The sequence below is a fragment of the Allobosea sp. P2_B12 genome (assembly GCF_056404835.1).
Map to the genome: position 1 here is coordinate 442,867 of NZ_JBFUDG010000002.1, position 21,524 is coordinate 464,390.

Below are 21,524 nucleotides of genomic sequence, written 5' to 3' on the forward strand. Positions count from 1 at the left end.
CCATGCTGCGCTCGATCATCGAAGAGGTGCTTCTCTTCGTCCTGCCCTTCTGCATCTTTGCCGGGTATCTCGTCATCAAGCGCCGCAACCCGCTCGATGTCGAGCACTGGAGCCGGCACGTCTTCTGGCTGGCGATCGTCGGCCTGGCGCTGGCGATCGCGCTCGTCGCCTATGGCGGCTGGACGGCGCCGCGCAGCAAGGGCGCCTATGAGCCGCCGCATATGGAGAACGGGACGCTGGTGCCGGGCCGCTTCAAATGACCTTGCCGCCGGTGCAGGCCATCGCCGCGTTCCTGGCCCGGCCGGCGCTGGCGGCGGTGCTAACCGCCTTGAACGGGGACGGCGAGGAGACTCGCGTCGTCGGCGGGGCGGTGCGCGACCTGTTGCTGGGCGAGCGGGTGGGCGATGTCGATCTTGCCACCACGGGCTTGCCGCAGGAGACGATCCGGCGCGGTGAGGCTTCCGGCTTCAGGGCGGTGCCGACCGGTATCGAGCACGGCACGGTGACGCTGGTCCGCGACGGCATCGGCTTCGAGGTGACGACGCTGCGCGAGGATGTCGAGACCGACGGGCGGCGGGCCAAGGTGGTGTTCGGACGCGATTTCGTTGCTGATGCGCTGCGGCGCGATTTCACGGTCAACGCGCTGTCGCTCGACCGCAGCGGTGTCGTGCACGATCATTGCGGCGGGCTTGCCGATCTTGCGGCAAGGCGCATCCGCTTCATCGGCGACGCGGGGAGCCGCATCCGCGAAGATTATCTGCGCATCCTGCGCTTCTTCCGCTTCCATGCCCGCTATGGCGCAGGCGCGCCCGACCCCGGGGGTGTTTCCGCCTGCATTGCCGGACGGGTGGGGCTCGCCGGGCTGTCGCGTGAGCGCGTCCGGGCGGAGCTGATGAAGCTGCTCGCCGCACCCGGCGCGGCCGAGGTCGTCGCCGCGATGGCAGGCGCCGGGCTGCTGATGCCGATCATTGGCGGCGTGCCGCATCTGTCGCGCTTTACGGCGATCAGCGCTGATGGCGATGGCGGGAAGGTCTATCCGGCGTTTCGGCTGGCTGCGCTCACCGTCATGGTACGCGAGGACGCGCTGCGGCTGCGGGACGCCTTGCGGCTGTCGAACGAGGAGTTCGACCGGATCGAGCGCATCGCCGGCGCGATGGAGGGACTGTCGGGGTGGGCTTCGCCGCCGGATATCGCGTCGCTGCGCCATCTCGCCCACCGCCTCGGCAATGACGCAGTGGCCGCGGGGCTGGTTTTCCTGACAGCAAACGCCGACGAGGCCGTAAGGCAGCAGGCTCAAGCGATGATCACCGAACTGGCTCGCACGCCGCCGTTCCGGCCGACCGGCAGGGATGCCATGGCGCTTGGCGCGGAGGCCGGACCGCTTGTCGGGCGCGTGCTGGAGACGGCGCGGCGGGATTGGGTAGACGCCGGCGCGCCGGCCGAGGCGGCCACGCAGGCCGCTTTCGTCAAGCGCGCATTGGCGGCGCTGCTGGCCGTGCGCTAAGCCCTTTACGGCCAGCGCACGGTCGGCGGCATCGAGGACAGGATCGAATCGACGTTGCCGCCGGTCTTCAGCCCGAAGATGGTGCCGCGGTCGTAGAGCAGGTTGAACTCGACATAGCGGCCGCGGCGGATTTGCTGCTCGTGGCGCTCGGCTTCACTCCAGGGCTTTCCCATGTTGGCGCGCAAGATCGGCGGATAGGCCTTCAGGAAGGCCTCGCCGACAGCCTGGGTGAAGGCGAAGTCGCCCTCCACGTCGCCCGACCAGACATAGTCGTAGAAGATACCGCCGATGCCACGCGGCTCGTTGCGGTGCTTCAGAAAGAAATACTCGTCGCACCAGACTTTGAAGCGGGCGTAGTCCGAGATCGGGGCGCAAGCGTCGCAGGGCTCGCGCATGGCGGCGTGGAAGGCGATGGCGTCGGGATCGTCCTGGCTGCGGCGGTCGTTCAGCACGGGCGTCAAATCGGCGCCACCGCCGAACCACGGCTTTGTCGTCACCACGAAGCGCGTGTTCATGTGCACGGTCGGCGCATGCGGATTCCAGGGATGGGCGATCAGCGAGATGCCCGTGGCGTGGAAGCGCGGGTCTTCGGCTGCGCCGGGAATCTGGCCGGCGAATTCGGGCTGAAAGGTGCCGTACACCGTCGAGACATGGACGCCGACCTTCTCGAAGACGCGGCCGGACATCATCGACATGACGCCGCCGCCGCCCGGTTCACCGTCATGATTGGTGCGCTGCCAGGGCGTGCGCTTGAAGCGGCCGGGCGCCTCGGTCTCGGGCGGGAAGGGGCCGGTCGCCTCGGCTTCGATCACCTCGAAGGTATCGCAGATGCGGTCCCGCAGCGTCTCGAACCAGGTCTGGGCGCGGGGCTTCATCGCCTCGGCTTGGCCAATCGATTCCGCCAGGGTCTCAGCTTCGTATTCGATCATGCGCTGTCTCCGCGGCAGAGCCGCCATCGTCTGGGCGGGCAAAGCCGCCAACCTGCCGCAGGGCTTCGCCCACGACCATCGCCGCGGCCATCGCGACATTCAGAGAACGCAAGCCGGCCTGCATCGGGATGTGCACTACGGCATCGGCCGCCTCGTAGACATTGGGCAAAACGCCCGCCGATTCGCGGCCGACCATGAGGATGTCGTCGGGCGCGAAGGCGAAATCGAGATGAGACAGCGCCCCGTCGGTCTCGACCAGGATCAGGCGCCGGTTGGCGGCCTTTCGCCAGGCGTCGAAGGCGGCGAAGGAATCATGGCGCGTCACGGCGGCGCGTTCGAGATAATCCATGCCAGAGCGGCGGAAATGCCGGTCGGAGACGTCGAAGGCGGCAGGCTCGACGATGTCGACGGCGATGCCGAGGCAGGCCGCCATGCGGATCATCGTGCCCGCGTTCTGCGGGATGTCGGGCTGATAGAGCGCGAGACGCAACATGATGCTGTCATGAGGTGACGGCCCGACATGCGTCAAGGACGCTGGCTTTCAGCTATGCATCAAGCATGCTGGCCTTCGTTGGCGAAGCGCCCCATATCAAGCCACGTTTTCGTCGCCATGCCGGTCCAAGGGAGGGCGGACATGTTCACCGCCCTGTTCCGCTGGCTCGAGAGCCGGATCGACGTCTTCGCGCCCTTCGACGAGCGCGAAACCCCGCCGCGCGGCGTCTGGCCGTTCATGTGGCACCACATCAAGGGCGTGAAGGGCTGGATGGCCCTGATCATGCTGACCGGCCTCGGCTTCAGCGGCATCGAGGCGGCGATGTATCTGATGGTCGGCTGGTTCGTCGACCTGCTCTCGACGCAGTCTCCCGCGACGATCTTCCACGACTATGGCGCGATGCTGCTGGGGGCGGCCTTCCTGCTCGTCGTGGTCCGGCCGCTGATCTATTTCGCCAACCACGCCATCGTCGATCAGGTCGTGGTGCCGCAGATCACCAACCAGATCCGCTGGCGCAACCATGTCTACACGCTCGGTCACGCGCTCGGCTATTTCCAGAACGACTTCGCCGGCCGGCTGTCCTCGCGCGTGCTCCAGGCCGGCCAGTCGATCCGTGGCGCGACGATCGAGGTCATCGACGACCTCTGGTACGCGCTGATCTTCGCCACGGTCGCGATCGGCTTCTTCGGCTCGACCTCGTTCTGGCTGGCGCTGCCGGTGCTGGTCTGGCTTGCAGCCTATGTCGTGCTGCTGATCTATTTCGTGCCACGCGCCAAGAAGCGCTCGGAGGCGAATTCGCTCGGGCGCTCCTCGACGACGGGGCGCATCGTCGATGCCTACACCAACATCCTGACGGTCAAGCTCTTCGCTCGCGCCGATGCCGAGCGCTCGGCCGTGCGCGATTCGCTGACGCGCTGGAACGCCTCCTTCCTGCATCTGTCGCGGCTGATCACCGGCGTCAGCGTCATCCTGCAGACGATGAACAGCCTGCTCGTCGTGGCCACGGCCTGGCTCTGCCTGTGGCTCTGGAGCCAAAGCGAGATGACGCCAGGCGCGGTCGCGGCCTCGATCGGGCTGGTGCTGCGGCTCGTGCAGATGTCGACCTGGCTGATCCATCTCGTGCGCGGCGTGTTCGAGAACCTCGGCTCCGTGCAGGAGAGCATGGAGACGATAGCCCGGCCACATGACCTGACCGATGCGGCTGATGCCTTGCCGCTTGTCGTCGCGCAGGGCGGCATTCGTTTCGAGAAGCTGCGCTTCAATTATGGCAAGGGCGGCGGGCTGTTCGAGGGGCTCGATCTCGATATCAGCCCCGGCGAGAAGATCGGGCTCGTGGGACCGTCGGGGGCCGGCAAGTCGACGCTGGTGAACCTCCTGCTGCGGCTCTATCCGCTGGAGGGCGGGCGCATCCTGATCGACGGGCAGGACATCGCCCATGTCACGCAGGATAGCTTGCGCGCGCAGATCGGCATGGTGACGCAGGACAACTCGCTGCTGCACCGCTCGATCGGCGACAACATCGCCTATGGCCGGATCGGCTCGACCGAAGCCGAGATCGCTGAAGCGGCGCGCCAGGCCTCGGCGCATGATTTCGTGGTGTCGCTGAGCGATCAGGACGGGCGCCAGGGCTTCGATTCGCGGGTCGGAGAGCGTGGCGTCAAACTCTCCGGCGGCCAGCGCCAGCGTATCGCGATCGCCCGCGTGCTGCTGAAGGACGCGCCGATCCTGATCCTGGACGAGGCGACCTCGGCGCTCGATTCGGAGGTCGAGGCGGCGATCCAGGAACAGCTGACCTCGCTGATGCAGGGCAAGACGGTGATCGCGATCGCGCACCGGCTCTCGACCATCGCCGCGCTCGACCGGCTAATCGTGCTCGACAAGGGCCGGATCGTCGATATCGGCAGCCATTCCGAGCTGGTAGCACGCGGCGGTCTCTATGCCCGGCTCTGGTCGCGCCAGTCGGGCGGCTTCCTGGCGGCTGCGGACCCGGAAAAGCTTTCAGCCTGAGCCCGGCTGACGGACTGCGCGTCATGCGTCTGCGCACCCCGCGCAACAGTAGACTTCGTCCAAACTGCATGCCAAAGAGCGCGACAGTGACGCGCCGCCGCATTGCGGCTGTCACGGCGTGCCCGTAAGACGGGCTCAGGGCTGTAATTTCGAGTTGTTCCAAGACTCGACTGACGTTTTAGAGGGTTGGATCGTGGCGCACGCGACCGATACGAAATCGACCGAAACCACCCGCCGCGATTTCCTCATGCTGGCGACCGGCGCAGTGGGTGTCGTCGGGCTCGGCGCCGTCGTCGTGCCGCTGGTCAGCCAGCTTGCGCCCGACGCGCAGACGGTGGCCGCAGGTGCGCCGATCGATCTCGATCTCGCGCCGATCGCGGAAGGCCAGGCGATCAAGCTGTTCTGGCGCGGCAAGCTGATCTTCGTGCGTCATCGCACCAAGAAGGAGATCGACGAGGCCCGCGCGGTCGATGTCGCGACCCTGAAGGATCCGCAGACCGACGCGCAGCGCGTCAAGGCGGGCCACGACCAGTTCCTCGTCGTCTATGGCAACTGCACCCATCTCGGCTGCGTGCCGCTCGGCAACGCACCGGGCGATCCGAAGGGCGATTTCGACGGCTGGTTCTGCCCCTGCCACGGCTCGCACTACGATTCCTCCGGCCGTATCCGCAAGGGCCCGGCGCCGCTCAATCTGCCGGTGCCGCCCTATGCGTTCAACGCCGACACCAAGATCAGGATCGGCTGAGCGATGCGCTCGACGCTTTTCCGCCTGGATGAGACAGCCCCGAGGCATTCCGCATGAGTGGTCACAGCTCCTACGTCCCGAAGACCGGCATCGAGCGCTGGCTCGATGCGCGCCTGCCGATCATCCGCCTCGCGCATGATTCGGCGGTGTCCTATCCGGTCCCGCGCAACCTGAACTATTTCTGGACCTTCGGCGGCATCCTGATGTTCATGCTGGTGGCGCAGATCGTCACCGGCATCATCCTGGCGATGCATTACACGCCGAACTCGGCGCTGGCGTTCATTTCCGTCGAGCACATCATGCGCGACGTGAACTATGGCTGGCTGCTGCGCTATCTGCACGCCAACGGCGCCTCGATGTTCTTCGTCGCCGTCTATGTCCACATCTTCCGCGGGCTCTATTACGGCTCCTACAAGGCGCCGCGCGAGGTGCTCTGGATCCTGGGCGTCGTGATCTTCCTGCTGATGATGGCGACGGCCTTCATGGGCTACGTCCTGCCCTGGGGCCAGATGTCCTTCTGGGGCGCGACCGTCATCACCAACCTGTTCTCGGCGCTGCCGGTGGTCGGCGAGACGATCGTGACCTTCCTTTGGGGCGGTTTCTCGGTCGACAACCCGACGCTGAACCGCTTCTTCTCGCTGCATTACCTGCTGCCGTTCATGATCTTCGGCGTGGTCATCCTCCATGTCTGGGCGCTGCACCATGTCGGCCAGAACAACCCAACCGGCGTCGAGGTGAAGAACGTCGAGAAGGACACGGTGCCGTTCACGCCCTACGCGACCATCAAGGACCTGTTCGGGATGGTCGTCTTCATGATCGTGTTCTCCTACTTCGTGTTCTATCAGCCCAATTTCATGGGTCATGCCGACAACTACATCCCGGCCAACCCGGCCGTGACGCCGTCGCACATCGTCCCCGAATGGTACTTCCTGCCGTTCTACGCGATCCTGCGCGCCATTCCCGACAAGCTCGGTGGCGTGCTGGCGATGGGCGCCGCCATCGTCGTGCTCGCCTTCCTGCCCTGGATCGACAGCTCGAAGGTCAAGTCGATGAGCTATCGCCCGATCGCGCGGCAGTTCTTCTGGGCCTTCGTGGCGGTCTGCATCGGCCTGGGCTATCTCGGCGCGATGCCGGCGGAGGGTGGCTACGTCACCGCCTCGCAGATCTTTACCGTGCTGTATTTCGGCTTCTTCGTGGCGCTGTTCGTCATCGGCCTGTTCGAGCGGCCGAAGGCGCTGCCGAACTCGATTGCCGATTCCGTGCTCGGTTCGCTCCAGGGCAGCTCGGGTGCGCGCATCGCCACGACTGCTGTCGCCGAACCCAACGCCAAGGGCTGAGACGAAACATGAGCACGCTTTCGTTCCGCCTCGCCCTGACCGGGCTCAGCCTCGGCCTCGGACTTGCCCTGGCTGTTCCGGCCGCCAACGCCGCCGAAGGGCGTGTCGAGCCGCCGGCGCTGAGCTGGTCCTTCTCCGGACCCTTCGGCAAGTTCGACCGGGCCCAGCTCCAGCGCGGCTACAAGGTCTACAAGGAGGTCTGCGCGAGCTGCCACGCCGCCTCGCTGATGCGCTTCCGCAACCTGTCCCAGCCGGGCGGGCCCGAGTTCACGCCGAGCCAGGTCACGGCGCTGGCCGCCACCTATCAGATCAAGGACGGCCCCAACGATACGGGCGAGATGTTCGACCGGCCGGGCCGGGCGGCCGATCCGTTTCCGTCGCCGTTCGCGAATGAGCTGGCCGCCCGCGCGGCTAATGGCGGTGCTTATCCGCTCGATCTCTCGGTGATCGCCAAGGCGCGCACCTATGAGCGCGGCTTCCCCCGCTTCATCTTCGACATCTTCACGCAGTACCAGGAGCAGGGGCCGGACTACATCGCGGCGCTGCTCGCGGGCTACAAGGACCCGCCGCCGGAGGGCGTCACGCTCCTGCCCGGCCAGTACTATAACACCTATATGCCGGGCCATCTGATCGCGATGCCCAAGCCGCTGTCGGACGGGCAGGTCGAGTTCCCCAAGGGCGCCGATGGCCAGCCGCAGGTGCCGGAGACCGTGGCCCAGTACGCCAAGGACGTGACGGCCTATCTGATGTGGACGGCCGAGCCGCATCTCGAGCAGCGCAAGCGCATCGGCCTGCAGGTCATGCTGTTCCTGATGATCTTCGCGGGGTTGCTCTATTACACCAAGAAGAAGGTCTGGGCGCGCATGCCTGACGGCTCGCCGCTGCACCACTGATCGCATACGACATCAGGAGAGAGCCCCGGCGACGGGGCTTTTTTCGTTTCAGGCAGGCTATCGTCTTTGCCGCTACGACTGTTTGATGAGACCGTCACACAACCCTGTTCCCGTCGTTCTTTTGGCCGGAGAATCACGCATGAGCGAAGCCGTTCTCGGAATCATCGGCGGGTCGGGCATCTACGACCTGCCGGGGCTGACCGATCTGCGCGAGGAGCGCGTTGAGAGCCCCTGGGGCGATCCGTCCGACGTGCTGCGCATCGGCCGCATCGGCACGACGAAGATCGTCTTCATGCCCCGCCATGGCCGGGGCCATGCGATTCCGCCCTCCGAGATCAACTACCGCGCCAATATCGACGTGATGAAGCGGGCGGGCGTCACCGACCTGGTCTCGCTCTCGGCCTGCGGTTCCTACAAGTCGGAGCTCTATCCCGGCCTGTTCGTGCTGGTCGACCAGTTCGTCGACCGGACCAGCGGGCGTGCGAGCTCCTTCTTCGGCAAGGGCTGCGTCGCGCATGTCTCGCTCGCCCACCCCGTCGGTCCCGCCCTGAGGGCGCGGATCGCCGACGCCGCCACCACGGAGGGGCTGCCCTTCGTGCAGGGCGGCACGCTGGTGACGATGGAGGGGCCGCAATTCTCGACCTATGCCGAATCCATGACCTACAAGAACCTCGGCTACGATCTGATTGGCATGACGGCGATGCCGGAAGCCAAGCTCGCCCGCGAGGCCGAGATCACCTATGCGACCGTGGCGATGGTGACGGATTTCGACTGCTGGCACGAGGAGCACGGGCCGGTCGATGTTGCCGCCGTGGTCAAGGTGCTGCATGAGAACGCCGACAAGGCCAAGCGGCTGGTGGCGCGGCTCGCGGCCGATTTCCCGGCGCAGCGCATTCCCTGCCCGGCGGGGTCCCACATCGCCCTCGACAATGCCATCATCACCGCGCCGGACTTCCGCGACCCCGCCGTTCTGGCGAAGCTCGACGCGGTGGCGGGGCGTATCCTGAAAGCGACCTGACAGCGATGAAGCGACAGCTATGAATCTGGCCGATACCATCCGCGCGATCCCGGACTATCCCAAGCCCGGCATCATCTTCCGCGACATCACCACGCTTTTGGGTGACGCGCGCGCCTTCCGCCGCGCCGTGGACGAGCTGGTGCAGCCCTTCGCCGGGCTAAAGATCGCCAAGATCGCCGGCATCGAGGCGCGGGGCTTCATCCTCGGCGGCGCGGTGGCGCATCAGCTCTCAGCCGGCTTCGTGCCGGTGCGCAAGAAGGGCAAGCTGCCGCATGAAACGGTCAGCGTGACCTATTCGCTCGAATACGGCACCGACGAGATCGAGATCCACAAGGATGCGGTTGCGCCCGGCGAGCGCGTCCTGCTCGTCGACGATCTGATCGCGACGGGCGGCACGGCGGAGGGCGCGGTCAACCTGCTGTCGCAGTTGGGCGCGGAGGTCGTGGCGGCCTGCTTCATCGTCGACCTGCCCGATCTCGGCGGTGCCGACAGGATCAGGCGGATGGGCGTGCCGGTGCGGACGCTGGTCGCCTTCGGCGGGCATTGAAGCGAGGCGCGTCATGAAGATCCACGGGCAGGCCTATCGCACGATCTGGCTGGCGCAGGATGGCTGGCGCGTCTGCGTGATCGACCAGACGCGGCTGCCCTTCCGTTTCGAGACGGTGACGCTGTCATCGAGCGAGGCGGCGGCGGAGGCGATCCGCAGCATGATCGTGCGCGGTGCGCCGCTGATCGGCGCGACGGCCGCCTATGGCATGGCGCTGGCGATGCGGGCGGATGCCTCCGATGCAGCGCTGGACAGCGCGCTCGACCTGATGCGCGGAACGCGCCCGACCGCGGTCAACCTGCACTGGGCGCTCGGGCGGATGCGACGCGTTCTGATGCCGCTCGATCCGGACCGGCGCGTCGACATGGCCTATTCGGAAGCTGCGCTGATCTGCAATGAGGATGTCGCGCTCTGCCGCGCCATCGGCGAGCACGGCCTGCCACTGATCCGGGACATCGCCGCGCGCAAGCCGGCGGGGCAGCCCGTCAACATCCTGACCCACTGCAATGCCGGCTGGCTCGCTACGGTCGACTGGGGCACGGCGCTGGCGCCGATCTATCTCGCCCATGACGCCGGCATCCCCGTCCATGTCTGGGTCGACGAGACCCGGCCGCGCAACCAGGGCGCGGCGCTGACGGCCTATGAGCTCGGCGCGCATGGCGTGCCGCACACCGTGATCGCCGACAATGCCGGCGGGCATCTGATGCAGCATGGCGATGTGGACATCGTGATCGTCGGCACCGACCGGACGACTGCCACGGGAGACGTCGCCAACAAGATCGGCACCTATCTCAAGGCGCTCGCGGCGCATGACAACGGTGTGCCTTTCTATGTCGCGCTGCCATCCACGACCATCGACTGGTCGATGACGGACGGGCTGCGCCAGATTCCGATCGAGGAGCGCTCGGCGCGCGAGGTCACGCATCTCACCGGGGTGGGCGAGGATGGCGAAGTGCGTGCTTTCCGCGTCGTCGCGCCAGGGAGCAATGCGGCGAATCCGGCCTTCGACGTGACGCCGGCGCGGCTCGTCACCGGGCTGATCACCGAGCGCGGCGTTGCCGCAGCAAGTGCCGAGGGGCTGGCCCGGCTGTTTCCGGAACAGGCGAGGGGAGCCGCGGCATGAGCATGACGGAGCTTGGAGCGGGGATCGTCGCGGTCGCGCAGGCGATCGACAGAGCGGGCTTCTGCCCCTCGAAATCGGGCAATGTCTCGGCGCGGACGAACCGCGGCTTCCTGATCACGCCGTCTGGCTTGCCCTATGCGCAGACGACGCCGGCGGACCTGATCGAATTGTCGCTGGACGGCACGGTGATAGCGGGCGCGCGCAAGCCCTCCTCGGAATGGCCTTTCCATCTGGCGATCTACAAGGCGCGGCCGGAGGCACAGGCGATCGTCCACACCCATTCGCCGCGCGCGACCGCGCTGTCCTCGACGCGGCGCGGCATTCCGGCGTTCCACTACATGATCGCGCTCTGCGGCGGCGCCGATGTGCGCTGCGCCGAGTATGCGACCTTCGGCACGCCGGAGTTGGCTGAGAACGCGGTCAGGGCGCTGGAGGGGCGCAAGGCGGTGCTGCTCGCCAATCACGGCGTGATCGCGCTGGGAACCTCGCTCGCCGGCGCACACCAGATCGTCGCGGAGGTCGAGAATCTTGCCGGGCAGTATCTCGACATCCTCGCGGCCGGGCTCGAGCCGGTCATCCTCGACGCGGCGGAGATGGCGCGGGTCAGCGCGAAGTTCGCGGGCTACGGCAAGGTCGGCTGAACCCGGCGCCACGGGCGCCTCAACGCGTCTTACTGCTTGTTAATGCCTATGCGTCATCAAGTGGCATGATCCTCACGCGGTATCTGCACGACTCGCTGGATATGCTCGGCATCGCCGCATGCGAGTATGATGCGCGTCTGGAGGCTGTGAGCTGGAACAGCACCTTCCTGCAGTTCTTCCCGGAGGATGACGGGGCGATCTACGTCGGCGAGCCTTACGCGGACAATCTGGTGCGCTTCTATCGTGGCCGCCTGTCCCCGGAAGAGATGCCCGAGATCGAACGCTATATCGCGGAGGGTGTCGCGCGCCACGAGAACCAGACGCAGCCGTTCGAATTTATCCATAACGGCCGTCGGCTTCGCGCCTCGTCGCTTCGGGCTCCCAGTGGTGCGCGGGTGCGCCTGTGGCAGCGCCTCGATATCGAAGCTCATGCGAAGGCGGAGGCGGTTCCTGAACTCGTGCTCCCCGTCTTCGAGGCACTTCGCTTCATTCCTGACGGGGCGACCATTCTGGACGGGGCCGATCGCATCATTGCGGCCAACGATGCCTTCCGGCAGCTTTACGGCCTGCCCGGAGACCAGCCCGTCGTCGGCTGCACGCTCGACGAGATCATTGCCGGGTGCTGGCGCGGGGCCTCGCCTGCGGGCGCCTGGCGTGCAGCCATCCGCAATGGCCTGCGTTATGATGGCGCTCCCTTCGAGATCGAGCTGCCGGGCCAACGCTGGCTCAGGGTGATCGCCCGGCACAGTGTCGGCGGCATCGGCTTCTTCACCCATGCCGACATCACCATGGCCAAGCGCCAGCACATCGAGCTCATCGAGGCGCAGGCAGCTTTGCGGCGCGCCAATGCGGAACTGGCGAAGCTTGCAGACACCGACGGGCTGACGGGACTCGCCAACCGGCGCGCCTTCATGGAATTCCTGGCGACTGAGGCCCGGAACTGCCGCCCGCTGTCGCTGCTGGCAATCGATGTCGATCATTTCAAGGCGATCAATGACCGGTTCGGCCATCTCATCGGCGATGCCTGCCTGAAGCTGATCGGCCTGACGATTGCCGAGCAGGCCGGCGGCCCCGGAAGACTGGTCGCGCGCATCGGCGGTGAGGAATTCGGCGTTGTCCTTGGCGGGACCGCGCCCGAGGACGCTCACCGGATGGCGCTGGCGATCCGCGCGGCGCTGGCCCGTGCGCCATGGCGAAGCCTTCACCCCCATCTGGACGCCGCCACGATCTCGGTCGGGCTCTGCTCCAGCGAGGGACCCATCGATGGGGACGCGCTGTACGCTTGCGCCGACGAGGCGCTCTATGCGGCCAAGCGCAATGGACGCGACCGTATCGAGTCGCGCCCCCTGCCGGTCGCGCGCCGGACGGCTTGACCAGTCCGGCGGGAGCCTGAGCGGCGCCGGCTGGCCTCGCCGTGCTGCGTCAAGCCTTGGTCCAGGCCGCGTACCAGCGCTTGAACAGATCAAGCTGGGTCCGGGCGAAATGCTTCTGGCCGGTGCTGAGGTTGTCCGAGGCGTTGAAGTGCAGCTCGTATTCCGGGCTGCCTTCGAGAACCATCAGGTATTTGTAGAACAGCACGAGGTCCGGCCCCTCGTCGAAGCTCGACAGCACGGCAAGCGCGGCGTCGAGTTCAAGCGCTTTGGCGCGCGCCGCGACATCGCCCTTGGCGGCCTGCTCGCAGAGCGCGACCAGATGCAGCACGGGCTTGGGCAGGACGTTGCCGATGCCGGTGATCGCGCCGCTGGCGCCGCAATTGACGAAGCCGTGGAAGACCTGCGTGTCGACGCCGACCATCAGCGTGATGTCGTCCGACTGGCCGGTGATGTTCTCGGCCGCATAGGTCAGGCTCTTGGCGCCGCCGAATTCCTTGAAGCCGATCAGGTTCGGGAACTGCGCACGCAGCTGGAAGAACAGCTCGGCGCGGGTCTCGAAGCCGTAATAGGGGCTGTTGTAGATCACGGCCGGCAGGCCGTTGGCGGCTTGCAGGATCGCGCCGAAATGCGCGGCCTGCGCCGAGGCCGAGGGGCCGCGCGAGAGCACGCGCGGGATCACCATCAGCCCCTTGGCGCCGACCTCGCTGGCGTGTTTCGCAAACGCCGCCGCGCGCTGCGTGTTCTGGGCGCCGGTGCCGACGATCACAGGAATGCCCGCTTTCGTTAGCCGGGCGGTGCCTTCCATGCGTTGCTCGTCGGTCAGCAGCGGCCAGTCGCCCATCGAGCCGCAATAGACCACGGCCGACATGCCGGCTGCGATCAACTCCTGGCCCTTCCGGACAAGCGCGTCGAAATCAGGGGTCAGATCCGCCTTGCAGGGCGTCATGAGGGCCGGGATCGTGCCGGCGAAGACGTTCGAAGGCATGGTGTGTTTCCTCTGGATTTTCTTGTGAAGGCTTGAGTGATCAGGGGGCGGCAGAGCGATCAGGCTTCGTAGCGGAAGGGGTCGTCGACGGTGTGGGCGGGCTGGGTGAACCAGTGGGCGCCGTCTTCCGCCATGTAGGCGATGTCCTCGAGACGAACGCCGAACTCGCCGTAGATGCACATCATCGGTTCGATCGAGAAGCACATGCCGACCTGGAGCGGGGTCTTGTTGCCCTTCACCATGAAGGACTCCTCATGCACGTCGAGGCCAAGCCCGTGGCCGGTGCGGTGCGGCAGGCCCGGTACCTTGTAGCCGGGGCCGTAGCCCGCCGCTTCGATGACGCCACGCGCGCCGAAATCGACGTTTTCGCAGGGCGCGCCGAGCTGGGCGGCCGCGAAGCCGGCGAGCTGCGCCTTCTTTTCGAGGTTCCAGATCTCGCGCTGGCGCTCGGTCGCCTCGCCGAAGACATAGGTGCGGGTGATGTCGGAGCGGTAGCCGCCGACCTTGGTGCCCATGTCGATCAGCACCATGTCGCCTTCGACCAGCGTCTGCTCGTAGGGCACGCCATGGGGATAGGCAGTGGCCTCGCCGAACTGGGCCGCACCGCTGGTCCAGTTCATGCCGAGCTTGCGATGGGCCTGGTCGAGGAACATCTTCACCTGCGCCGTGGTGACGCCGACCTGCAAGGTCCGGGCGGCGGCGCGATGGACCTCCATGGTGATGTCCATGGCGCGCTGGATCAGGGCGATCTCGGCTGTCGACTTCAACTGCCGGCAGACGGCGGTGATGGAGTTGCCATGGGTGAAGGAAAAGCGGTTTCCGGCCTTGCGCAGGCCGTCGACGATGTAGAACGGCGTATGCGGATCAAGCGCGACCTGGCCGCTCTCATAGCCCATGCTGCGGATGGTCTCGATCACCAGCTCGGTCGGGTCCTCATGCTCTTCCCAGCAGCGGACATCGTCGCCGAACTTCATGTATTCGCGCGTCTTCGGCTCCTCGAAGGTCGGGCTCAGATAGGCGATCTCGCCCTCGACCGGGATGATCGCGCCATGCAGCCGCTCGGTCAGGTTGAGCTGCATGCCGGTGAAGTAGGCGAGGCTCGTCGAGGTATCGAGATAGAGCGCCTGCAGGCCCTGCTCGCGCAGCAGCGCTTGCGCCTTGGCGATGCGCGCCTTGAATTCCTTGACCGCGATCGGCTCGATGCCGTCCGTCATCGGCTTCAGCTTGGCGAGTTCTGCCTCGAAGCTCGATCCACCCACTCCGATCGTCATGGTCGCTTATCCCCGTCTGTCAGTCTTGAGAGTTGGTCGGTGTCGAAAACGATGATGGGTCAGGCCGCGGGCGCTTGGGGCTCGGCCAGCCTGTCCTCGTCCGGCTGCAGCAATTGCAGCAGGTCGTGGCGGACGGCCATGACGTGGTCGAGCGTCAGCCTGGCCGCGCCTTCGGCGTCGCCGGCACGGCAGAACTCCAAGAGGGCCGCATGCTCGCTTTTCGCCCGTGTCGTCGCGCCGTCCGACATGGCGAGCTGGACGCGGGTGTAGCGGTCGGTGTTGGCGAGCAGCACCCGCACCAGTTCGAGCGTCTGGTTGCGGCCGGACGCCCGGTAGAGCGAGAGATGATATTCCCGGTTGAGTTCGCCATAGGCCTCGAGGTCGCCCCTCGCGATCGCTGCGGCATATTCGGCAAGGATGGTCTCGGCGCGGGCGAAGTCGTTCTCATCCAGCCGCGGCACGGCGCGCCGGATCAGGTCCGGCTCCAGCATGGCGCGCAGGTCGAAGAGCTCGGCGATATCGAGCGCCGAGAGCGCGGTCACGACCGCGCCGCGATGCGGGTGGAGCGTGATCAGCCCCTCGGCTGCGAGCTGATGGAAAGCTTCGCGGATCGGGATGCGGCTGATGCCGAACTCCTTCGCCAGCGCGTCCTGCCGCAGCGCCTCGCCAGCCGCGACCGAGCCGGAGAGGATGCGCCGGCGCAGTTCCGCCACCGCTGCCCCCGTGACGGTCTGGCGGAACTGCGGCAGTTTCGGACGCATGGAGATGGGCGCGATCATGCGGGTTTCCGGTTCACTGGGCCTTGTAGCGACGCTGGACCAGCAGCCCGGAAACGGCCGTCAGCGACAGCGTCGTCAGCATCAGGATGAAGGCGATCGCCGCCGCGAAGGGCCAGTTGTTGTTCACGGCGAACTCGCGATACAGCATCGGCGCCATCATCTGGAAGCGCGCGCCGCCGAGCAGAAAGGGCGTGGCATAGGCGTTCATCGCGAGGATGAAGACGAGGATGCCGCCGGTGGCTATGCCGGGCAAAGCGAGCGGCAAAACGACATGCCAGAACCGGCGGGTCGGATCGGCCCCGAGGCTGTCGGCGGCTTCCTCAAGCCGCGCATCGATGCCTTCGATTACGCTCTGCAAGGTCAGGATCATGTAGGGCAGGTTGATCGAGAGGATGCCGATGCCGACCGCGAAGGAGGTGTAGAGCAGCGAGATGCCGCTGCCGCCGAGCGCGCCATAGGCCGCATCGATGATGCCGCCGCGCCCCAGCACGCCCATCCAGCCGAGCGCACGCACCGTCGAGCCGATGAACAGCGGCAGGATGATCAGCAGCACGCCGATCGACTTCCAGCGGCTCTGCGAGCGCGCGAGCTTGTAGGCGATCGGGAAGCCCAGGATCAGGCAGAGCAGCGTCGTGACGATGGCGATGCTGAAGGTCGTCCAGAGGACGCCGGTATAGAACGGGTCCGTCACGAAGCGGAGATAGTTCTCCGGCGTGAAGGCATCGATCATGAAGGTGCGGCGGTCGTATTTGTTGAGGCTGTAGCGGGCGAGCAGCGCCAGCGGCAGCACCAGCGACAGCAGGACGACCATGGTCGCCGGCCCGATGAGCAGCGAAGCGGTGAGCCCCTCGGGCCGGCGCGTTTTCATCTCAGCGCCGGTCCAGCAGGCGACGCCACCAGTCGTTCATGTCGTCGCGAACGGCGCTGAGCTGGGGGTAGGGCGCGGGCAGGAGCTTGGCGCCATCGGGCAAAGCGAGGCGCTTGGCGACGTCGCCTTCCAGAGCGGCATTGGTGATGGTCGGGTGGTAGCCCATGCTGTCAGCGAAGCCGCGCTGGGCGCTGGGGTCGAGGGCGGCGTTGATGTAGGCGAACGCACCAGCCTTGTTGGGCGCGTTCTTCAGCACGCACATGCTGGAGACATAGGTCAGGCAGCCCTCAGTCGGGAAGGACGAGGCCATCTCGACGCCGCCCTTGGTCCAGAACAGCACGCGCGCATGCCAGACCAGGCCGACATCGATCTCGCCGGACTTGATCGCCGGTGCGAAGGCTTCGGTGGAGGTATAGGCCCTGGCGCCGGCCTTGATCAGCTTCTCCAGCGTTCCCTTGACCTCGGCGATCTTGCCGGGGTCGCCCTGCTGCTTGAGGGCCGCGGCCATGGCGACCCAGATATAGCTGTTGTCGAGGATGCCAACCTTGGAGCCATAGGCCGCCATCTCGTCGAAGGTCTTCGGCGGCGTCTTCACGCGCTCGGGGCTGTAGGCGATGACCTGCGGGCTGTAGATGTGCGGGATCGAATAAAGGGTCGCGAAGGTCGGCTGGACGTATTTGAGGTTGGGCACCTTGCCCTCGTCGAGCGGCTCGAGCAGGCCGGAATCCTCGAGATCGTAGGCGGCGGGCGCCTGCACGCAGATGACATCGACGCTGCCGCGCGGCAGGCGGCGCTGCGCGATCGACTTGGCGACGCGGGTCGGCTCGGTGCCGGCGTCCTGCACGACCTCGATGCCCTTGGGCTTGAGCAGGGGCTCCTCGATGTTCTGGGTCAGCAGCTTGGCGTAGTCGCCGCCCCAGGTGCTCATGACGCAGCGGCCGGGTTCCTGCGCGCGCAGGATGGTGGGGGCGAAGACGGGCGCGGCGGCGGCGCCGGCTGCCAGTGTCAGGACACGGCGTCGATTGGGTGTGAACAGATCCGTCATCGTGGTGTTCCCCTGGTTTCTGGTTGTTGGTCGGCAGATGCGTCAGGCGGTCGTCGTTTCAGGCGGCGTCCATCGCTGGAATGGTGGTTCCCTTCGCGTCGAACAGGCGTTCGTTGAGTGCGTCCCAGGTGATGGCGATGGTCTCGCCCATGGCGCGCCGGGTTCCACCGGTCGCGCCGGTCGGTTCATGCAAGGCGAGGCTGCTGCCCTCCTCGAAGGAGAGCAGGTAATCGACATAGCCGCCGACATAGGTGGCGTCCTCGACACGGGCCGTCGCGCGCGGCGGTGCGACGTTGCTTTGCGCGTGCAGGCGAACGCGCTCAGGCCGCAATGCGAGCGTATGCGGACCGCGCTGCGTATAGCTGCGGGCGAGCTTCATCACCGCGCCGCCCGGCAGGCGGAAGGTGTCGGCGTCGACCAACTCGCCCTTGATCAGGTTGCTGTGGCCGATGAAGCGCGCCACGAAGGGGTTCAGCGGCTGCTCGTAGAGCTCTTCCTGCGTGCCGACCTGCTGAACCCGGCCCTCGTTCATCAGCACGAGCCGGTCGGCCATGGTCATGGCTTCGTCCTGGTCATGGGTGACCATCAGCGCGGTCAGGCCTGCCGCGCGCTGGAGCTGGCGGATTTCGCGGGCGACCGACTGGCGCAGATTGGCGTCGAGATTGGAGAGCGGCTCGTCGAGCAGCAGCACCTTGGGCCGGATCGCCAGTGCCCGCGCCAGCGCAACGCGCTGCTGCTGGCCGCCCGAGAGCTGGCGCGGATAGCGGTCAGCCATGGTGGTCAGCTTGACCATGTCGAGCGTCTCTTCGAGGCGCCTGTCGATCTCGGCCTTGGGCAGCTTGCGCATGCGCAAGCCGAAGGTGACGTTCTGCGCCACGGTCAGATGCGGGAACAGCGCATAGCTTTGGAAGACCATGCCCATCTCGCGCTGATAGGGCGGCAGGGACGCGATGTCCCGGCCCTCGACCAGGATGCGCCCCCGCGTGGCGGCGACAAAGCCCGCAACCAGACGCAAGGTCGTGGTCTTGCCGCAGCCAGAAGGGCCGAGCAGCACGAGCATCTCGCCCTGGCGGACATCGAGATTGACGTCCTCGACGGCAGCGGCCGAGCCGTAGATCTTTGTCAAACCCTCGATCCGGAGATGGGACGCGGTGTTCATCAGACGACCTTGCTCAGCTTGACGTAGCGGTCGATCGCCAGTAGCAGCGCCGCGATGACCGCCGTCTGGACGACGACGACCGAGGCGACGAGGGGATCGAAGCGGTATTCGAGATATTGCAGCACCGAGATCGGGAAGGTGATCATGCCGGGGCTGATCAGGAACAGCGTCATCTCGATGTTCTCGAAGGAGACGATGAAGGCGAAGAGCGCCGCGGCGACGATGCCCTGCCGCATCATCGGCAGTGTCACGCCCCACAGGACGCGGCCGGGCGAGGCGCCGAGATTGGCGGCGGCCTCCTCGATCGAGCGGTCGAGCTGCACGAGATTGGCGACGCAGAGCCTGACCACCCAGGGCGTCGTGATCAGCAGATGGGCGAGGATCAGGACCCAGTCGGAGCCGATCAGCGGGAATTCCGTGCGGATCTCGATGTCGACCATCAGCACATAGAGGCCAAGCCCGATGACGACGCCGGGCACGGTGAGCGGCGAGAGCAGCAGGACGTTCAGCGCGCTGCGGCCGGGAAAGCTGTAGCGGACCAGCGCGATGCTGGCCGGCACCCCGATCAGCAGGCTGCACAGGGTCGCCATCGCCGCGACCCGCAGGCTGGTGCCGAGTGCCTGGCCGAACTTCGGAAACTCGGCGAGACGACCATACCAGGACAGGGTGTAGGCGCTCGGGGGAAAGGTCACCACGCCATCGGCGAAGAGGCTCATATAGGCCGTCATCAGCAGAGGGATCAGCATCAGCGCGATGCCGATGACGACGAGCAGGCGCACGAGACCGCGCAGCGCCGCGGCGCTGGCCGGGTGGCCGGGCACGGTGATTCCCGGGGCTGCTGCGGCTGAATTCTGCGTAACCGCCAACCGGCTATCTCCTCCTCCAAAGTCGCTTCAGGAGACGGGAGAAAGGACGCAGCTGTCAATTGGATAAAATCGCCAATATGCAATTGCCTGTGCGGGGCTTCTGTGGAACGTTCTGCTTCCCCGCCCGTCCTCGCCGTTCCGGCGCCACCGGGTGCCCTCGCTTTCGAGCCGTTCGGAGCTTCAAGGACGGGCTGGATTGAGACGGCCCAAATGCACATTGAGCCCTCATGCTTCGAGCCGCCGCTTCGCGGCTCCTCAGGATGCGGGCTTCAGTTCCACACGGTCTGGGGATCGCGAAAAGGACAAGCCATGCGTGGAATGATCGTTGCCGCACAGCCTGAGGCCGCCGAGGTCGGGGCCGAGATCCTGCGGCGGGGCGGCAATGCGGTCGATGCCGCGATCGCCTGCGCCTTCAGCCAGGGCGTGGTCGATCCGCAGATGTGCGGGATCGGCGGCTTCGGGACGATGCAGATCTGCATGCCCAGCCGCGGCGTCCACACCGTGCTGGAATTCCTTGCCCGCGCGCCGTTGTCCGCCACTGCCGACATGTGGGCCGACCGCTTCGTCGGGCAGACGCGCGACGGTTTCGTCTTCCTGCTGAGCGATCATGCCAACGAACTCGGCCATCTCGCCGCCGGCACGCCGGGCAACGTCAAGGGCTATTGCGAGGCGCTGTCGCGCTTCGGCACGATGGCGCTCAAGGATGTCGTGGCGCCGGCCATCCGCCAGGCGCGCGACGGCTTCATGATCCGTCCCTACATGCATTACTACTGGGCGATCGACCAGCGCGCGACCGGACAGGTCAACACCGAGGACAAGCTGCGCCTCAGCGAGACCGGCCGGGCGATCTATTTCCACCCGGACGGCAGCCTGAAGCGGCCGGGCGACAGGCTCGCCAATCCCGATCTCGCGCGCACGCTGGAGCGAATCGCGGCTGGCGGCCCGGAAATCTTCTACACCGGCGAGATCGCGCGGGAGATCGCCGCCGACATGGCAGCCGCCGGGGGCCTGCTGACGATGGCCGATCTCGCCGCCTATCAGGTCCGCGACAAGGCGCCGATCTGGGGCGATTATCGCGGCTTCCGCATCGCCGGCAATCCGCCCGCCGCCGGCGGCGCCTCGCTGATCGAACTGATGCAGATCCTCGGGGGCTTCGACCTGTCGGCGCTCCCACACAATGGCTCCGATCATATCCGCATCCTCGCCGAGGCGATGAAGTGGATGACGATCGACAAGGATGCCCATATGGGCGATCCGGATTTTGTCGACGTGCCGCTCGACATGCTGCTCTCGCCGGCTTACGCCGCCGACCGCGCTGCCCGCATCCGGGCCGGCGAAAGGGCCAGCGTGCCGCGCTCCGAACTCGCCAAGGACGCGCCCGACACGACGGTCACCTGCGTCATGGACGAGGAGGGCAATGCGGTGACGATCACGCATACGCTCGGCCAGCCCTCGGGCGCGATCACGCCCGGCCTCGGCTTCATGTATAACGGCACGATGAGCGGCTTCGATCCGCGCCCGGGGCGGGCGGCCTCGATCGCGCCCGGCAAGGCACGCGGCAGCGCCATGGCGCCGACCATCGTGTTCAAGGACGACAAGCCGGTGATCGCGATAGGGGCGCCTGGCGGCACCTTTATCGTGCCGGCGATCGCGCAGGCTTTGAGCAACGTCATCGATTTCGGCATGAGCATGTCGGATGCCGTGGCGGCGCCGCGCATCGTCTGCCTGAGCGACACGATCGACGTCTCCAACCGCGTCCAGCGCGGCGTGACCGACGAGTTGCAGGCGATGGGCTACGGCGTGGCGCGCTCCTACCAGTCCTTCGCCTTCGGCGCGCCGCATGGCGTCAGGGTCGAGGGCGATGGCTGGACAGGCGGAGCCGATCCGCAGCGCGACGGCATGGCGATCGGCGTCTGAGCGAAGCCAGAATACAATGAAGGC

The 21,524-nt window shown here is 66.5% G+C and carries 21 protein-coding genes; 12 read left to right on the plus strand and 9 right to left on the minus strand.

Annotated features, from left to right (window positions below):
• Positions 1–2: 2 nt before the first annotated feature.
• Positions 3–260 carry a DUF6111 family protein gene (locus AC1DYU_RS07310; RefSeq protein WP_476791047.1) on the plus strand — a complete coding sequence of 86 codons (258 nt, stop codon included), beginning with the start codon at positions 3–5 and terminating at the stop codon, positions 258–260.
• A complete protein-coding gene (locus tag AC1DYU_RS07315; RefSeq protein ID WP_476791048.1) occupies positions 257–1,504 on the plus strand; it encodes a CCA tRNA nucleotidyltransferase in 1,248 nt (415 codons plus the stop codon). The genes AC1DYU_RS07310 and AC1DYU_RS07315 overlap by 4 nt, the downstream gene beginning before the upstream one ends.
• Before the next feature lie 5 nt (positions 1,505–1,509).
• Here the strand turns inward: AC1DYU_RS07315 and hemF are convergent, their stop codons facing one another.
• Together hemF and AC1DYU_RS07325 are read right to left on the minus strand one after the other, a co-directional pair.
• Positions 1,510–2,433 (minus strand): oxygen-dependent coproporphyrinogen oxidase, encoded by a 924-nt coding sequence (gene hemF / locus AC1DYU_RS07320; RefSeq protein ID WP_476791049.1) that lies wholly within the window; start codon positions 2,431–2,433, stop codon positions 1,510–1,512.
• Positions 2,414–2,926, minus strand: a complete 513-nt coding sequence (locus AC1DYU_RS07325; protein WP_476791050.1) for a tRNA (cytidine(34)-2'-O)-methyltransferase — start codon at positions 2,924–2,926, stop codon at positions 2,414–2,416. The genes hemF and AC1DYU_RS07325 overlap by 20 nt, the downstream gene beginning before the upstream one ends.
• A 141-nt stretch (positions 2,927–3,067) precedes the next feature.
• On the opposite strand from AC1DYU_RS07325, the gene AC1DYU_RS07330 reads away from it, so the two are divergent.
• The 9 genes from AC1DYU_RS07330 to AC1DYU_RS07370 all read left to right on the plus strand — a co-directional run bounded on the left by AC1DYU_RS07330 (position 3,068) and on the right by AC1DYU_RS07370 (position 12,610).
• On the plus strand, positions 3,068–4,933 hold the full coding sequence (locus AC1DYU_RS07330; protein WP_476791051.1) for an ABC transporter ATP-binding protein: 1,866 nt from the start codon (positions 3,068–3,070) through the stop codon (positions 4,931–4,933).
• A 193-nt stretch (positions 4,934–5,126) separates the two neighbouring features.
• Positions 5,127–5,678 carry a ubiquinol-cytochrome c reductase iron-sulfur subunit gene (gene petA, locus AC1DYU_RS07335; protein ID WP_476791052.1) on the plus strand — a complete coding sequence of 184 codons (552 nt, stop codon included), beginning with the start codon at positions 5,127–5,129 and terminating at the stop codon, positions 5,676–5,678.
• 53 nt (positions 5,679–5,731) lie between these two features.
• A complete protein-coding gene (locus AC1DYU_RS07340; RefSeq protein ID WP_476791053.1) occupies positions 5,732–7,015 on the plus strand; it encodes a cytochrome b in 1,284 nt (427 codons plus the stop codon).
• An 8-nt stretch (positions 7,016–7,023) separates the two neighbouring features.
• Positions 7,024–7,908 (plus strand): cytochrome c1, encoded by an 885-nt coding sequence (locus AC1DYU_RS07345; RefSeq protein ID WP_476791054.1) that lies wholly within the window; start codon positions 7,024–7,026, stop codon positions 7,906–7,908.
• Between the two features lie 139 nt (positions 7,909–8,047).
• On the plus strand, positions 8,048–8,926 hold the full coding sequence (locus AC1DYU_RS07350) for an S-methyl-5'-thioadenosine phosphorylase (protein ID WP_476791055.1): 879 nt from the start codon (positions 8,048–8,050) through the stop codon (positions 8,924–8,926).
• Positions 8,927–8,945: 19 nt separating this feature from the next.
• Positions 8,946–9,473 carry an adenine phosphoribosyltransferase gene (locus tag AC1DYU_RS07355; protein WP_476791056.1) on the plus strand — a complete coding sequence of 176 codons (528 nt, stop codon included), beginning with the start codon at positions 8,946–8,948 and terminating at the stop codon, positions 9,471–9,473.
• Between the two features lie 13 nt (positions 9,474–9,486).
• Positions 9,487–10,596: an S-methyl-5-thioribose-1-phosphate isomerase gene (gene mtnA / locus AC1DYU_RS07360; protein ID WP_476791057.1), complete on the plus strand. Its 1,110-nt coding sequence runs from the start codon at positions 9,487–9,489 to the stop codon at positions 10,594–10,596.
• On the plus strand, positions 10,593–11,237 hold the full coding sequence (locus AC1DYU_RS07365) for a class II aldolase/adducin family protein (RefSeq protein WP_476791058.1): 645 nt from the start codon (positions 10,593–10,595) through the stop codon (positions 11,235–11,237). The genes mtnA and AC1DYU_RS07365 overlap by 4 nt, the downstream gene beginning before the upstream one ends.
• Before the next feature lie 65 nt (positions 11,238–11,302).
• Complete coding sequence (locus AC1DYU_RS07370) at positions 11,303–12,610, plus strand: sensor domain-containing diguanylate cyclase (RefSeq protein WP_476791059.1); 1,308 nt, start codon at positions 11,303–11,305, stop codon at positions 12,608–12,610.
• Positions 12,611–12,659: 49 nt separating this feature from the next.
• Here AC1DYU_RS07370 and AC1DYU_RS07375 read toward each other — a convergent pair whose 3' ends face one another.
• The 7 genes from AC1DYU_RS07375 to AC1DYU_RS07405 are packed head-to-tail and all read right to left on the minus strand — an operon-like array spanning position 12,660 to position 19,583.
• Entirely contained in the window at positions 12,660–13,595 is a 936-nt protein-coding gene (locus AC1DYU_RS07375; protein ID WP_476791060.1) for a dihydrodipicolinate synthase family protein, read from the minus strand.
• A gap of 59 nt (positions 13,596–13,654) precedes the next feature.
• Positions 13,655–14,866 (minus strand): M24 family metallopeptidase, encoded by a 1,212-nt coding sequence (locus AC1DYU_RS07380; RefSeq protein WP_476791061.1) that lies wholly within the window; start codon positions 14,864–14,866, stop codon positions 13,655–13,657.
• A 59-nt stretch (positions 14,867–14,925) separates the two neighbouring features.
• Positions 14,926–15,645 (minus strand): GntR family transcriptional regulator, encoded by a 720-nt coding sequence (locus AC1DYU_RS07385; protein WP_476791062.1) that lies wholly within the window; start codon positions 15,643–15,645, stop codon positions 14,926–14,928.
• A gap of 13 nt (positions 15,646–15,658) precedes the next feature.
• Positions 15,659–16,513, minus strand: a complete 855-nt coding sequence (locus AC1DYU_RS07390; RefSeq protein ID WP_476791063.1) for an ABC transporter permease — start codon at positions 16,511–16,513, stop codon at positions 15,659–15,661.
• A gap of 1 nt (position 16,514) precedes the next feature.
• The gene (locus AC1DYU_RS07395) at positions 16,515–17,558 is read right to left on the minus strand and encodes an extracellular solute-binding protein (protein WP_476791064.1); all 1,044 of its coding nucleotides are present in this window, start codon (positions 17,556–17,558) and stop codon (positions 16,515–16,517) included.
• A 58-nt stretch (positions 17,559–17,616) separates the two neighbouring features.
• A complete protein-coding gene (locus tag AC1DYU_RS07400) occupies positions 17,617–18,717 on the minus strand; it encodes an ABC transporter ATP-binding protein (protein ID WP_476791065.1) in 1,101 nt (366 codons plus the stop codon).
• Positions 18,717–19,583, minus strand: a complete 867-nt coding sequence (locus tag AC1DYU_RS07405; RefSeq protein ID WP_476791066.1) for an ABC transporter permease — start codon at positions 19,581–19,583, stop codon at positions 18,717–18,719. Before AC1DYU_RS07405 ends, AC1DYU_RS07400 begins: the two co-directional genes overlap by 1 nt.
• Before the next feature lie 309 nt (positions 19,584–19,892).
• Between AC1DYU_RS07405 and ggt the strand changes: the two genes are divergently transcribed.
• Positions 19,893–21,500: a gamma-glutamyltransferase gene (ggt, locus tag AC1DYU_RS07410; RefSeq protein WP_476791067.1), complete on the plus strand. Its 1,608-nt coding sequence runs from the start codon at positions 19,893–19,895 to the stop codon at positions 21,498–21,500.
• Positions 21,501–21,524 lie beyond the last annotated feature (24 nt).

Bases quoted from the DNA above. Each gene is read 5' to 3' on its own strand.
- AC1DYU_RS07310 (WP_476791047.1), top strand. From the start codon at position 3: ATGCTGCGCTCGATCATCGAAGAGGTGCTTCTCTTCGTCCTGCCCTTC.
- AC1DYU_RS07315 (WP_476791048.1), top strand. From the start codon at position 257: ATGACCTTGCCGCCGGTGCAGGCCATCGCCGCGTTCCTGGCCCGGCCG.
- hemF (WP_476791049.1), bottom strand. From the start codon at position 2,433: ATGATCGAATACGAAGCTGAGACCCTGGCGGAATCGATTGGCCAAGCC.
- AC1DYU_RS07325 (WP_476791050.1), bottom strand. From the start codon at position 2,926: ATGTTGCGTCTCGCGCTCTATCAGCCCGACATCCCGCAGAACGCGGGC.
- AC1DYU_RS07330 (WP_476791051.1), top strand. From the start codon at position 3,068: ATGTTCACCGCCCTGTTCCGCTGGCTCGAGAGCCGGATCGACGTCTTC.
- AC1DYU_RS07340 (WP_476791053.1), top strand. From the start codon at position 5,732: ATGAGTGGTCACAGCTCCTACGTCCCGAAGACCGGCATCGAGCGCTGG.
- AC1DYU_RS07345 (WP_476791054.1), top strand. From the start codon at position 7,024: ATGAGCACGCTTTCGTTCCGCCTCGCCCTGACCGGGCTCAGCCTCGGC.
- AC1DYU_RS07350 (WP_476791055.1), top strand. From the start codon at position 8,048: ATGAGCGAAGCCGTTCTCGGAATCATCGGCGGGTCGGGCATCTACGAC.
- AC1DYU_RS07355 (WP_476791056.1), top strand. From the start codon at position 8,946: ATGAATCTGGCCGATACCATCCGCGCGATCCCGGACTATCCCAAGCCC.
- mtnA (WP_476791057.1), top strand. From the start codon at position 9,487: ATGAAGATCCACGGGCAGGCCTATCGCACGATCTGGCTGGCGCAGGAT.
- AC1DYU_RS07365 (WP_476791058.1), top strand. From the start codon at position 10,593: ATGAGCATGACGGAGCTTGGAGCGGGGATCGTCGCGGTCGCGCAGGCG.
- AC1DYU_RS07370 (WP_476791059.1), top strand. From the start codon at position 11,303: ATGATCCTCACGCGGTATCTGCACGACTCGCTGGATATGCTCGGCATC.
- AC1DYU_RS07375 (WP_476791060.1), bottom strand. From the start codon at position 13,595: ATGCCTTCGAACGTCTTCGCCGGCACGATCCCGGCCCTCATGACGCCC.
- AC1DYU_RS07380 (WP_476791061.1), bottom strand. From the start codon at position 14,866: ATGACGATCGGAGTGGGTGGATCGAGCTTCGAGGCAGAACTCGCCAAG.
- AC1DYU_RS07385 (WP_476791062.1), bottom strand. From the start codon at position 15,645: ATGATCGCGCCCATCTCCATGCGTCCGAAACTGCCGCAGTTCCGCCAG.
- AC1DYU_RS07390 (WP_476791063.1), bottom strand. From the start codon at position 16,513: ATGAAAACGCGCCGGCCCGAGGGGCTCACCGCTTCGCTGCTCATCGGG.
- AC1DYU_RS07395 (WP_476791064.1), bottom strand. From the start codon at position 17,558: ATGACGGATCTGTTCACACCCAATCGACGCCGTGTCCTGACACTGGCA.
- AC1DYU_RS07400 (WP_476791065.1), bottom strand. From the start codon at position 18,717: ATGAACACCGCGTCCCATCTCCGGATCGAGGGTTTGACAAAGATCTAC.
- ggt (WP_476791067.1), top strand. From the start codon at position 19,893: ATGCGTGGAATGATCGTTGCCGCACAGCCTGAGGCCGCCGAGGTCGGG.